8 protein-coding genes are annotated in these 14,102 nt (G+C 49.4%); 4 read left to right on the forward strand and 4 right to left on the reverse strand.

The features are described 5' to 3' along the window. Positions 1–94: 94 nt before the first annotated feature. Together DF182_RS20215 and DF182_RS20220 are read left to right on the forward strand one after the other, a co-directional pair. Positions 95–1,888, forward strand: a complete 1,794-nt coding sequence (locus tag DF182_RS20215) for a chloride channel protein (RefSeq protein WP_211327168.1) — start codon at positions 95–97, stop codon at positions 1,886–1,888. Between the two features lie 18 nt (positions 1,889–1,906). Continuing rightward, on the forward strand, positions 1,907–2,962 hold the full coding sequence (locus DF182_RS20220) for an MBL fold metallo-hydrolase (protein WP_245957502.1): 1,056 nt from the start codon (positions 1,907–1,909) through the stop codon (positions 2,960–2,962). 91 nt (positions 2,963–3,053) lie between these two features. On the opposite strand, the gene DF182_RS20225 is transcribed toward DF182_RS20220, so the two are convergent. Next, entirely contained in the window at positions 3,054–3,884 is an 831-nt protein-coding gene (locus tag DF182_RS20225) for a class I SAM-dependent methyltransferase (RefSeq protein ID WP_113617624.1), read from the reverse strand. A 147-nt stretch (positions 3,885–4,031) separates the two neighbouring features. On the opposite strand from DF182_RS20225, the gene acnA reads away from it, so the two are divergent. After that, positions 4,032–6,758 carry an aconitate hydratase AcnA gene (gene acnA, locus DF182_RS20230; RefSeq protein ID WP_113617625.1) on the forward strand — a complete coding sequence of 909 codons (2,727 nt, stop codon included), beginning with the start codon at positions 4,032–4,034 and terminating at the stop codon, positions 6,756–6,758. A 69-nt stretch (positions 6,759–6,827) separates the two neighbouring features. On the opposite strand, the gene DF182_RS20235 is transcribed toward acnA, so the two are convergent. Further along, positions 6,828–9,065 (reverse strand): cation:proton antiporter, encoded by a 2,238-nt coding sequence (locus DF182_RS20235; protein WP_113617626.1) that lies wholly within the window; start codon positions 9,063–9,065, stop codon positions 6,828–6,830. A gap of 282 nt (positions 9,066–9,347) precedes the next feature. Between DF182_RS20235 and DF182_RS20240 the strand changes: the two genes are divergently transcribed. Continuing rightward, positions 9,348–10,091, forward strand: a complete 744-nt coding sequence (locus DF182_RS20240) for a class I SAM-dependent methyltransferase (protein ID WP_113617627.1) — start codon at positions 9,348–9,350, stop codon at positions 10,089–10,091. A 7-nt stretch (positions 10,092–10,098) separates the two neighbouring features. On the opposite strand, the gene DF182_RS20245 is transcribed toward DF182_RS20240, so the two are convergent. Continuing rightward, the gene (locus tag DF182_RS20245; RefSeq protein ID WP_113617628.1) at positions 10,099–10,878 is read right to left on the reverse strand and encodes a response regulator transcription factor; all 780 of its coding nucleotides are present in this window, start codon (positions 10,876–10,878) and stop codon (positions 10,099–10,101) included. Continuing rightward, the gene (locus DF182_RS20250) at positions 10,860–14,006 is read right to left on the reverse strand and encodes a ligand-binding sensor domain-containing protein (protein WP_113617629.1); all 3,147 of its coding nucleotides are present in this window, start codon (positions 14,004–14,006) and stop codon (positions 10,860–10,862) included. Before DF182_RS20250 ends, DF182_RS20245 begins: the two co-directional genes overlap by 19 nt. Positions 14,007–14,102 lie beyond the last annotated feature (96 nt).

The following is a 14,102-nucleotide window of genomic DNA, read 5'->3' on the forward strand; positions in this document are numbered from 1 at the left end:
TTTTTTGATTTTTCCTGACCAAAAATGCTGTTTAATATGATTTGAATCATATTTTTGTGGTGATTTGAATAGTTTTGACGTTATTTTTTGTTTCATGGATCATATAAATAGGCCTAAAAAGGCTGGAAGTGTATCAAAGAGGGTTTTTTATCTGAGCATGCAGGCATTGCTCAATGCAGTACTGGTAGGTTGTGTAGCCAAAGGGCTGGTATTGCTGATCAGCCTGTTCACCAATCTCTCTTTTTACGGAAAGTTTTCATTTGAAGAGCGGGGTCCTGCAGGTAATCAGCTGGGTTGGGCGGTAGTGCTGGTGCCTATCATCGGTAGTATCATAGTAGGATTGATGGCTCGTTTCGGTAGCAAGGCCATCAGAGGGCATGGCATACCCGAAGCGATGGAAAACATTATTCTGAATGAGAGCCGGATACCGCCGGTGATCACTTTGCTGAAACCATTGTCGGCAGCTATTTCTATCGGTACCGGTGGGCCTTTCGGAGCAGAGGGTCCTATCATCGCCACGGGTGGTGCAATGGGATCTTTTACCGGGCAGGTGATTCATATTTCATCTGCAGAAAGGAAGGTGTTGCTGGCGGCAGGGGCCTGTGCCGGTATGTCGGCGATCTTCGGCAGCCCGCTGGCAGCGATACTGCTGGCGATAGAGTTGTTATTGTTTGAATTTTCTCCCCGTTCAGTCATTCCGGTGGCATTGTCCTGTATTACCGGAGCGGGCATGCACCTGTTGTTGTTTGGTAATGATCCGGTGTTTGCGATGCCGGAAATACCGGTGGTGTCTGACAGGGCGCTGGTGGTATATGTGTTGATGGGCGCCGGTATAGGTGTGGTGGCGGCTTTGGTGTCGCGTTCGGTTTATTGGGTAGAAGATCTTTTTGAGCGGCTGCCGCTGCACTGGATGTGGTGGCCGGCTATTGGCGCGGTGGCGGTAGGTGTGATCGGTTATTTTGCGCCGCATACGATGGGCGTGGGATATGATAATATTAAAACCCTGCTGACCGGTCAGGCTGCGCTGTCGCTGGTAGTTTCGCTTTGTGTACTGAAATATCTTTCCTGGGTAATGTCGCTGGGTAGCGGTACTTCCGGTGGTACACTGGCGCCGTTATTCACTATCGGCGGGGCTTTGGGCGCGCTGATAGGCATAGTGGTACTGCATTGGTTTCCCGGTAGTGATATCAACATAGCCACGGCTGCGCTGATAGGTATGGCAGCGATGTTTGCCGGAGCTTCCCGCGCATTGCTGACAGCGATTGTATTTGCGCTGGAGACAACCGGTCAGCCGCATGGGCTGTTACCGCTGATCGGCGCTTGTACTACTGCTTATTTTGTTTCTTTCTTCCTGATGAAAGGATCGATCATGACCGAGAAGATACGGCGCAGGGGCGTTACTGCACCGGATGAATATACGCCTGACGTATTACAGCAGCTCAATGCGTCAATGGTGCTGGTGCAACCATCGCTGATGGTGTCCGGATCGCTTACGGCTGCGCAGGTGAGCATGCTGCTGGATAATCATTCATATTATCACCGGCATCTGCTGGTAACGGATGCTGCGGGCCGTTTCACGGGTTACCTGGACCGTGAAAAACTCACGGGGCATGATAATACTACAGTAGACAAACTGATGCCTGCCGCTGCTCCTTTTGTATGGGAGGAAGATGATATTACAATGGCGGTGCAGCTGCTGGAGCGTTATCAGCTGAGTGTGCTGGCGGTGATGCGGAAGGAGGAGCTGAGCGGAATGATGACAGCGGATGCAGTATTGCGTGTTTATAGCAGCCGGCAGCGGGAAGCGGCGAGGTATCATTCTGCCTTTTTCGGCAATACCCGGCTGCTCCGGTTGATGGCGAGAGGAAAACGTTTGCTGGCGAGGTAGCCGGCCTGCGTTTTTCCTATGTTGAAATGTGGTATTTTTGCGGTGGAATATACCACCATGCAGCATAAATCATTGACTTCCAGAGAGCGTATTTTACGGTCCCGGAACTTTAAAGAAGGAGCGTTCCAGAATCTAACGCTCACCCCCATCAAAGCGGATGATGTCACTTATTTCACCATGTTGAAAGAGGCGATGAACAGACCGGGCAATGTAAAGCCGGAGGTGCCGTTGCCTGTTGTAAAAGCTCCGCTTCGTGCCGTGTCTGGTTATAAGCCGGTGGTTACCTGGTTTGGTCATTCTTCTTATCTGATACAGATCAAGGGCCTCAATATATTGGTAGATCCCGTTTTCAGCGGCAATGCTTCACCCATGCCTTTCACCGTGAAGGCTTTTCCTGGTAGTGATGCCTATACAGCCGCTGATATGCCGCCTATCGATATACTGATCATCACCCATAACCATTACGATCATCTGGATAAGAAAACGATTGCACAACTGTTGCCTTCCACCAAAGCGATATACACCGGACTAGGGGTAGGCAAGGATATACGTACCTGTGGTAGTTATCCGGCAGACCGCATCACGGAAATGGACTGGTGGGAAACCATACAGATATCTGATGAAGTGTCGCTAACAGCAACGCCTGCACGTCACTTTTCCGGCAGAGGGTTAAAAAGAGGCGGCAGCCTCTGGGCTTCTTTTGTATTACACCTTCACGGCTATACGCTTTTTCTGGGTGGTGATTCAGGATATGATACACATTTTAAGCAGATAGGAGCGGAATACGGTCCATTTGACCTGGCCATCCTGGAATGTGGGCAGTATAACTATGCATGGCCTTTTATTCACATGGCACCAGAGCAAACCGTACAGGCCGCCCTGGACCTGGACGCTAAAGTGCTGATGCCTGTACACTGGGCTAAATTTGTACTTTCTAATCACGCCTGGAATGAGCCACCAAAGCGGGTTACGGCTGCAGCTGCGGAAAAAGGACTGGCCGTCACCACTCCCATGATCGGCGAACAGGTAATCGTCGGCGAAAGTTACCCACACCAGCAGTGGTGGAACCTCTAGTTTACAACAGCCATCCGCTGGCGAAAATTATCAGCATCAGCAGAACCTTTAAGCTTATAACCGCCGCTCGCCGGCAGAAGCTCCCAGGAACCTATAAACTGAATACTGCCATTTCTACTGAACCATGCCCGGGCTGATGAAAAGCCCGGTTGGTACCAGTGAGTCTTTTCTCCGTTTCAAACAACGGCTCCAGATAATCCAGTTGCCCAAAACGGGCCACCAGGTCACTAATCTGCTGACGCGTATTCAGATTGACTGTAATGTTGAGCTGGGCTTCCATAGCCTTTAGCAGATTCCGGTGATACACGAGGTAATTGTCGGGTATGTCTGAATACGCCAGCGCATAATCCACGATACCCTGATTCTGACGGCCTGGTGAACTAAACAGCTGCATGACCAGCACAAATTCTTCATTACTGATATAAGGAATCACACCCTCCAAAATGATAATGGTAGGCTCATCAGCACTATAGCCATGTTGTTTCAGCAGGGCTTCCAGCAAAACAATATCCGTCAGGTCACAATGGACAAACTGCAGTCCCTTTATATGTAATATTTCTTCATAAATTTTTTTCTTCACATCGATATACCCGTTGTCTACCTCTATAATCCGGCTAAGACGCCCCGGATAGGTTTCCAGCAGGTAAAGCGACAGCGGGTCCAGCCCTGCGCCCAGTATCACCATCTGTTGAACGGGAAATTGTTCCATGCGTAACCGGATCGTCTCCCGGATAGCCTGTTTACGATAATATATCATATCTGCGCCAGGTGGATAAGCGCGCGTCATATCGCGCGAAGCCTGGCTTACCTCACTGAAATCTATCGCGTTGATATATGTCTGTTGCAGAGGGCTGCCATACAGGGGTATCGCTTTTTCCAGCACCAAGAGGGAAGTGGCGGGAACTTTTAACTTCTGCGTCATCAGAAATGGTTATTTTTATTAAATCTAAGCCTGATGTGTGCATTGGTCATGCAGTTGAATCCATTACATCTGGCGCGCCTGTAACAGGCCGCCATTAAACAAAAAGTATATACCATTGTTTCATTAGGAATGTCAACAATATAGCATATGCAACAACGTACAGCTTCTCTCAGCAAACTGGAAAAGGATGGAAAACAGATATCACGTTTACCTTTTTCCATCAGAATCTTACTGGAAAATGTATTGCGCAACCACGACAACTTTGCGATCACTGACGAACATGTGGACACGCTGGTTAACTGGCAGCCTAAGCCTGCCGATAAGGAAATACCTTTTAAGCCTGCCCGTGTACTGATGCAGGACTTTACCGGTGTGGCCGCCGTGGTGGACATTGCTTCCATCCGCGCCGAGGTGATCAGAAAAGGAAAAGACGGCGCCCGTATCAACCCGGCCATCCCTGTGGATCTGGTGGTGGACCACTCGGTGCAGGTTGATTTTTTTGCCACAGACTATGCCTACACCAAAAATGTGGCCTATGAATATGAGCGTAACAAAGAACGTTACCAGCTCCTGAAATGGGCGCAGCAGGCTTTTGATAATTTTACGGTCGTGCCGCCAGGTATGGGCATCTGCCACCAGGTTAACCTGGAATACCTCGCACAGGGCGTTATCTCCCGCGATGGCTGGCTGTTTCCGGACACACTGGTAGGTACTGACTCGCACACGCCGATGGTCAATGGTATTGGTGTGCTGGGTTGGGGTGTAGGTGGTATAGAAGCAGAAGCCGCTATCCTCGGACAACCTATTTATTTCTCCTGCCCGGAAGTGATAGGCCTCAAGCTCAGCGGCCAGCTGATGGAAGGTGTAACGGCAACGGATATGGTGCTGGCCATCACCCAGCTGTTGCGTAAATACGGTGTGGTAGACAAATTTGTGGAAGTATTCGGCGACGGCCTCGATCATCTTTCTGTGCCTGACCGTGCCACCATCTCCAATATGTCCCCTGAATTTGGTTGTACTGTCACTTATTTCCCTATCGATGCACAAACCCTTCAGTATATGCGGCGTACCAACCGCTCAGAAGAGCTGGTAGCCCAGGTGGAGAACTATTGCAAGGAAAACATGTTATGGCGTCATGGTAATGAAAGTATCAGCTATTCTGATATAATAGAACTGGACCTCTCTAAGGTGCAGTCTGCCGTGGCAGGCCCCAAACGCCCGCAGGACCGCATACTGGTGAAAGACCTGCATGCTGAGTTTCAGACACTGCTCAAGAAGGAATTTAAAAGGATGTACACGCCGGAAGGCAAACGCCGCGATACAGCCTGGTTGTACGAAGGAGGCTCCGGCACATCGTTTACCTACGAGATACAGAAACATGCGGAAGATGTGGCAGTGGAAGTGGACTACCTGAAATCGGTGCGCATCAAACTAAAAAATGAAGAATATGTGCTGAGCGATGGTGCTATTACTATTGCTGCGATCACTAGCTGTACCAATACTTCCAACCCCAGCGTGATGATAGGTGCGGGCCTGGTGGCTAAAAAAGCGATCAGCCGTGGCCTGTATGTGAAGCCCTGGGTGAAAACCAGTCTGGCGCCGGGTTCCAGGGTGGTAACGGAATACCTGCAACGTTCGGGGCTGCTGACCGAACTGGAAGCATTGCGTTTTCATGTGGTGGGTTATGGCTGTACTTCGTGTATTGGTAACAGTGGTCCGCTGCCGCCAGCTATCGCGGAAGCGGTGGATAAAGGCAGTCTGATTGTGGCTTCGGTGTTGTCGGGCAACCGCAACTTTGAAGCGCGCGTGCATCCGCAGGTGAAGATGAACTTTCTGGCATCGCCGCTGCTGGTAGTAGCTTATGCTATCACCGGCCGCGTAGACGTAGATCTGTTCAACGACCCGCTGGGTTATGATCCCAACGGAGAGCCGGTATATCTGCGTGACATCTGGCCCACACAGGATGAAATCAATGAAGCAATGGCCGCAGCTGTTAAACAGGAAGATTTCCGCGATACCTATGCGGTGATCTTTGATGGTGATGATCAGTGGAAAGGGCTGATAGCGCCTACCGGCAAGGATTATCACTGGAGTAATGATTCTACCTATATCAAGGAAGCACCCTTTTTCTATGATCTTCCGGATACACCTCCGGCAGTAGAAGATGTCCGGAATGCCCGTGTATTGCTGATGCTGGGTGATTCCGTGACAACAGACCATATCTCACCGGCGGGCTCTTTTAAAGCAGATACTCCTGCCGGCAAATACCTGCTGGACAGAGGCATTGATCCGAAGATGTTTAACTCTTACGGTTCCCGCAGAGGCAATCATGAGGTGATGATACGGGGTACTTTTGCCAATGTGCGCATCAAAAATGCATTGTCTCCGAAGGAAGGTGGTTTTACTACGCTGATGCCGCAGGGTATGGTATTACCAATTTACGATGCAGCCACGCAATATGCCGCTACTAAAACACCTTTGATTGTACTGGCAGGAAAAGAGTATGGCAGCGGTTCTTCCCGTGACTGGGCCGCCAAGGGTACCAATCTGCTGGGTGTAAAAGCGGTGATCGCGGAAAGTTATGAGCGGATTCACCGCAGCAACCTCGTTGGTATGGGTGTATTGCCACTGGAATATGTAAACGGAGATACAGCTTCCTCTTTAGGGTTGTATGGTACAGAAACATATACCATTACAGGTATTGCAGAAGATCTGACACCAGGCAAGATGGTAACGGTAACGGCTACCCCGGCCAGTGGGCCTGAAATTGTGTTCCAGGTTAAATGCCGCCTGAATTCAGCTATCGAAATAGAATACTATAAAAACGGTGGTATCCTGCAATATGTGCTGAGAGCATTCCTGAAAAAAGCATAAAACTGCTCATATCGTTGAAGGCTGACTATTACAGATGGTAATAGTCAGCCTTTTTCTTTTATACGAATACTAGGGTCTGTTAAATGCAGCGATCTTTTTGCGATCACCTACCAGCCATACCACATCTTCCCATTCAAAAGGCATATCAGAAGGGGGATTGAGGATACGGTTGCTGCCGCGTGCGATGCCTACTACAAGGGCACTGGTTTTTTCACGGATACCGGAGCTGCGGATGGTTTGTCCTTTCAGGCCATTGTGTTCGTCTACCACGATGCTGGTAAGACCTACATTATCGTTGGCCACATCATCACTTCTTTCCACATTGAGGGTATTGACTACCCGGTTAAACTCTTCCAGCTGTGCTTCTGTGCCGATGGCGGTGATGATATCGTGTGGGAATAGTTTTTCATCACGGGTAGGGGCATAGATGGTGACATTGCCTCTTTTGATAGCGCCTACATTGATGCCGTATTTTTCCCGCAGCTGCAGATCCGCCAGGGGCGTGTCTATCAGGGTAGACCATGGATTGATTTCCAGTTCGGATACCTGCGCATCCCAGGGAAGCAGATCGGCAGCCTGAGCTTTTTTAGCCGCGGCCACAGCCTCTTCACGGGCATTCAGGTTAGACAGAAAGCGATGTTCGATACGGCCGTAATATTTCTGCAGCTGTTGCCTTAATGCCAGTAATACCACCAGCATCACCAGCGATGTGCCCAGCAATGCGGGCCAGAAAGGGAAGAACTGTCTCAGCAGGAAACCGACCAGCAATACAGCGATCACGTTACGGATCACTTCCACCACTACCAGCGGGCCCCGGTTGTATTTGGAGTCGAGCCAGAGCGCTTTATAGGCGATGCTCTGCACCTTTTTGATGGTAAGTGCTGAAATAAAAGGCCCCATCATAGCAATGGCAATGACTACCGCTATCAGTTTGGCCAGCAGCTGGTTGTTCACATATTTGGCAACGAATGGCCATACATAGTAGGTATTCAACAGGATGATGGCGATGAGGATCACACTGTTGAGGATAATAACTTTCAGATAAGCATTGAGTACCGCACGCCAGTCACTTTCACCCTGCAGGGTTTGAGAACTGGCAGAGTAGCGGTTGATCGCTGTCAGCCATTTTCCCGGGATGATCTTTTCCAGCCAGTTGTACAGCGGTGTGGAAAACTTGATCATGTAAGGCGTGGTGAAGGTAGTGACAGCAGAAACACCTACAGCTACGGGGAACAGGAACTCGCTGGTAACGCCCAGCGTTACGCCCAGTGTGGCAATGATAAAGGCAAATTCGCCTACCTGTGCCATACTCATGCCCACCTGCACGGATTCTTTGAGTGGGCGGCCGGATACCAACGCACCGAAGGTCGTGCTGAAGAATTTACCGAAGATAGTCAGCAGCGTGATCCATAATACGGGCCAGCGGTATTCCACGATCATCTCCGGATTGATGAGCATACCTACAGACACAAAGAAGATAGCGCCAAAAAGGTCCTTTACAGGCTGAATAAGGTGCTCTACTTTTTCGGAGGAGGTAGTCTCCGCAATGATGGAACCCATGATAAATGCGCCCAGCTCTGCTGAAAATCCTACCTGTGTGGCCAGGATCACCATACCCAGGCAAAGGGCAATACTTAAAATGAGCAGTGTTTCACTGTTCATATATTTCTCCATCTTCTTCAAAAAGGTAGGCAGCAGGAAAATGCCTGCGAGGAACCATACCGCCAGGAAGAACATTAGTTTGGCGATGGTAAACAACATCTGAGTGCCTTCAAACTGTTTACTGACGGCCATTGTGGAAAGCAGCACCATCAGCAGGATTACCACAATATCTTCTATCACCAGTACCCCGAAAACAATTTTGGTAAAGGGTTTTTGTTTGATACCCAGTTCTTCAAAAGCCCTGATAATAATGGTGGTGGACGAACTGGCCAGCAAACCACCCAGGAACAGGCTGTCCATCGTACTCCAGCCCATCAGCTGCCCGGTGAAATAACCGGCCACTGTGATACAGGCAATTTCCACAAAGGCAGTAATAGCGGCCGTGCCTCCTACACGCATCAGCTTTTTAAAACTGAATTCCAGTCCCAGTGAGAACAACAGGAAGATCACACCGATCTCAGACCATATTTTAACACTCTCCCCGTCACTGATGGAGGGGAAAAGATGGAAGTTAGGCCCCACCAGAAAGCCGGCGATGATGTAACCTAATACCATAGGCTGCTTCAGTCGCCTGAATAATAAAGTAATAATACCCGCCGCTCCTAAGATCAATGCCAGGTCAATAATCAATTTCGGTAGATGCATACAGTAAAAATCGATTTATAGATTTGCGAAATGTACAGTTATGCCCAACGTGTAAACGCCCGGACATATGTGTTAAAGCCAGTTTCCTTGAATCGCTGAACGTCGCTAATATATTATTTTTTCAGGGTGTTGGCAAGAGAAATATTGAGAAATTTCGTCATCATAGGTGTCTGGTTTTAAAATTCGTATATACGACATCGTTAGAAATGACTGAAGTGGCCTACTGTGGCCACAGTGCAGCTATATAGGCTATATTCGGAGTATACCAACACATACCAGACCATGAGCCAGTATGATCATATTGCCAACTCCTACAGGGCTATTGCCGAGTCCATTCCCTACCGTGGCCCTGAATGGTATTCCCTGTATACAAGACTGGGCAGCCTGAGCGGAAAATCGGTACTGGACCTGGGTTGTGGCGATGGTATGAGCAGCCGCCGGCTTAAAAGCTGGGGCGCTGCGCGGGTAGTGGGGGTGGATGTTTCGGAAGAAATGATCCGGTTGGCACGCCTCACCGAACAGGAGCAGCACGATGGAGTAGAATATGTACTCGCAGATGTAGCCACCATGGGCCGTATCGGCACCTTCGATGTGGTAACCGCTTCTTACCTGCTGCATTATGCAACCAGCCGTACACAACTGGAACAAATAGCCCGGTCTGTTTATGAGAACCTCCGGCCAGGGCAAAGTTTTATCACCAGCAATTTAAATCCGCAGGAACCAGCTGTGCCTTCCCTGTTTCTGCCGGAACATAAACTGCATTTTAAGTTGATATCCGGACTATTGGTGGAAGGGGCCACTATTCGTTGTACCCTCCTCAGCGAGGGCCAGGAGGTCAGCTTTGATACCTACTGGTATAGCTGGAAAACCTACCAGGAAGTTTTTCGTGCCGCTGGTTTTGCATCCTGTGAACTGGAGCCCTACATCATTTCAGCCGAAGAAGAAAAAAAATATCCGCCGGGGTTCTGGGATGTTTACCGTGCCCGGCCCTGGGTGATACAACTGGTCTGCAGAAAAAACGGATAATCTTTTATTAACTATTATTTTTTGTGATATAGGCTGAAGGCAGCATCCCGAACTGCTTTTGGAAATTACGACTGAAATTATTGAGCGAGGCAAATCCTGTCATTTCTGCGGCCTCATTGACTTTATAGTAGCCACTGTCGAGCAGAACAGCTGCTTTTTTTAAGCGGGTGAGGTTGATCAGTTCATGAGGGGTGAGGTCGGAGATCACTTTTATTTTACGGTATAGCGTGGGGCGGCTCATATTCATTTTATCAGCCAGCACTTCCACGTCCAGGTTGACATCAGTGAGATGCTGAAGGATGATCTCCTGCAGCTTGTCGAGGAAAGCCTCATCGGCCTTGGAGATGGCCATACTGCGGATATGGACCGCCGGTGAACTGGCAAAGTAGTCTCTTATTTTTTTCCGGTTGTTCAGTAGGCTGGCGATCTGTGCTTCCAGATGTGCAGGGGAGAAAGGTTTTTCGATATAGGCGTCTGCACCCAGTTCCAGGCCTTCTATTTTGGATTGCAGGGTATTACGGGCTGTCAGCAGGACCACAGGAATATGACTGAGCGCCACGTCAGACTTGATGCGGCGGCAAAGTTCGAAACCATCCATCACCGGCATCATCACATCACTGACCACCAGTTGTATCACGGTATCCTGCAGGATACGCAGGGCAGCGGCGCCATCGGGCGCCGTAGTGATATGATACTGATCTCCCAGATCGTCGGCAATGAAGTCGAGTATCTCTTCGTTGTCATCTACCAGTAGCAGCGGTACTTTGGTTAGGGTTGTCTTTTCCATTTGCTGAGATTAAATTCTATTTCCTGATGTACTGGCAGGGTCAGTACAAATACATTATGTCCTGCATCGGTGTATTGCAGTTCCAGTGTGCCCTGGTGCAGCAGGGCGAGCGACCGCGCAATAGACAGTCCCAGGCCGGTGCCCGGCTGATTGGCTGTTGCTTTGCCCCTGAAAAAAGGTTCAAAGATCTTTTCTTTCATCTCCGGAGGAACAGGAATTCCATCATTACTAATCCTGATGATGAATGTTTCGGCGGTATCTGCTGCAGACAGCAAATCGATGTGTACCGCCTCTGCTGCGTATTTGAGAGCATTGCTGACAAGATTGCTCAGTATCTTGTTAAACGCTTCTATATCTACATAGGCAAAAAAGGATTGCACGGGAACGGCTATATGAAAATGGATGTCCTTTTGTTCGGCTGCGGGAATAAACTGCAGATGTATCTCCTGTAATAACGCAGGGATGGCCGCTTTCACGAAATTGAGCCGGTAGCCGTTGATTTCGGTGCTACGGAAATCGAGCAGCTGATTGGTGAGATCAAGCAGGCGATTGGTATTACGTTCCATAATCTGTAGGTTTTTTTGCACCTGCGGTACAGCGGCCGCTTGTCCGATAACCTTTTCCATAGGGCCTTTGATAAGGGTCAGTGGTGTCCGGATCTCGTGGGCGATATGGGTGAAGAATTCTATTTTAGCCTGATACAGTTCTTTTTCCTTCTCATGTTCAAACAGCTCCATCCTGCGCTGCTGCCGTTGTTTGGAACGACGGTGGAAATAAACAATGACACCGCAGATAAGACCGCATAGTGTAAGGAGATACAACGCATAGGCCGGGTAACTCGCCCAGAAGGGCGGCAGCACCCGGATAGTCAGCTGCCGGGGAGTAGTACTCCACTGTCCGTTGCTGGTAGCAGCTTTCACCAGAAAATGATAAGTGCCGGGCGCCAGTTTGGTAAAAACGGCCTTGCGATTGGTTTCCAGGTAGATCCAGTCCTGATCCAGCCCTTCCATTTTGTAAGCGTATTGTGTCATTTCGGGAGAAGTGAAACACAGTGCGGAAAAGTCGATGCTGAAGGAAGACTGATCGTAGGCCAGTGTGATAGTGTCGGTATAGTTGATGGCATGCAGCAGTATAGATCCTCCGGGCAGTAATGGTTTGTTGTATACCTGTATGCCGGTGATGTAAACTGGTGGCAGATAATCGCCTGTTTTTACACTGCCGGGATTAAAGCGGATCATACCTTTTACACTGCCGAAATACAGGTTGCCGCAGCTGTCTTTATAGGCGGAGTTATAGTTGAACTGATCGTTGAGTAATCCGTTAGCTTTGGTATATACTTTTATAGCGCCGGTGGTAGGAGTGAGGCGGGCAAGCCCTTTGGAAGTGGTAATCCACAGGTGGTGTTCATCATCTTCCAGAAGATTGTAAGTCATGTTGCTCAGCAGGCCGTTGCGGGTGGTATAGCGGGTAAAGTGGCCGGAGGTTTTGTTCAACCTGCAAAGGCCGGCTTCAGTGGTAAACCAGAGCTGGCGTTGGCTGTCTTCGAGTATATGGTCTACGCGGTTGTGAGCGAGACTGCTGGTATCCGTAGCATTAAACTGATAACTGCCTGTACGGCCAGTACGGGGATGAAAATAATACGCGCCATTGCGTACCGTGCCCGCCCAGAGCATGCCTTCGCTGTCTTCATACACACAGGTGTAGAAAAGATTTTCTGGTACAGCTGTTATCGGAGCAAAGCCATTTTGTGCACGATCATAACGGTAAAGTCCCCTCGAAGTACAGAGCAACACCTCTCCCTGCCTGGTTTGCATAATGCTGTAGATAAAATTGCTGTGCAGGTCCAGCGGGCCATTGCCGGCGGCGTAGTGTCGCAGGAATTTACCGGTGCGAACATTCATCAGGTCCAGTCCATGTTCGAAGGTGCCGATCCAGAGGGTGTCGCCGGTGACGAGCAGTCCGTGCAGGTTGTTATGCGACAACCCACCACCACCTGGTATTGGCTGAATGTGGGTGATATTGCCACTGCGGACATCCATTTTATTGAGACCTCCATCTTCTGTACCTATCCATAGTTGCCCATATCTGTCTGGGCATATCTCCCTCACTGCATTACCACCCAGAGAGTTTTCACCGGTACGGGGGAAAAATTTTTCAAAGGCGGTATAAGACTCTGTAAAATAGTTGACACCACCAAAGTAAGTACCCGCCCAGATACCGCCTTCACGGTCGCGGTAAAGCGTGTATACGGCGTTGTCTGAGAGGGAGTAGGGGTCGTTGTATTTTTTCCGGAGGTTGATATATTTTCCGTTGGATGGATGATAGATGTAGATACCGCTTTCGGTGGCCACCCAGTATTCATCGGCGCTGCGGCGAAGGAAATCACGTACATACGTGCCCGTGAGTATGTCCTGATAGGTATGGGTACGGGTGTTAAAGAGTTTAACACCCTGGCTGGTGGTACCCACCAGTATGGTATCGGCGCCGGTAGCGGTGATGGTAGTGATCCAGGTGGAGGTAGGTACCGGAGAATGGTCGAACAGGGAAAAGGAAATAAACCGATCGGTTTGATGATCGTATTGAGCGATCTGCCCTTGTGGAGTGGTGATCCATATGCGGCCATCAGCGGCCCTGCACAGGGAATTGGCCGAAGGGTAGTGAGATGGAGCTTCCAGCCCCCCGGTACGCGGATGGTAACGGTATAATTTCAGATCGTCGATGATCCAGATGTTGCCGTCCAGGTCTTTGTCTATCGCTATGATAATACCCTGTTGCAGGGGAAGCATCCGGAACTGCTCCGTAGCCGGATGATAAACATATAAGCCTTTATCGGTGCCTGCATACAGCAAACCATCATCATCTTCCCATATCACCGATATATAGTTGCTGCCGATACTACCCGGTTGTTGCGGATCGTGGCGGAATACCCGGAAAGTATATCCGTCAAACCTGTTGAGACCATCTTTGGTGCCAAACCACATAAAACCCTGCCTGTCCTGCCAGGAACAGATCACCGCATTGTTGGAAAGCCCGTTCTCCACCTGATAGTGGATGAAATTAACAGACTGACCAGATACATATAAGCCGGCAAATAACAGTAATAATAAGGCGATATAACGTGGCCGCAAGTACGAGGATTTTTATAAAGATAATAATCCAGTGTCCGAATTACACCCAATATGCGACGAACTGGAATAATGAGACGATTTATAAAAAGAATGAGA

This window comes from Chitinophaga flava (genome assembly GCF_003308995.1).
Classification (GTDB): Bacteria; Bacteroidota; Bacteroidia; order Chitinophagales; family Chitinophagaceae; genus Chitinophaga; species Chitinophaga flava.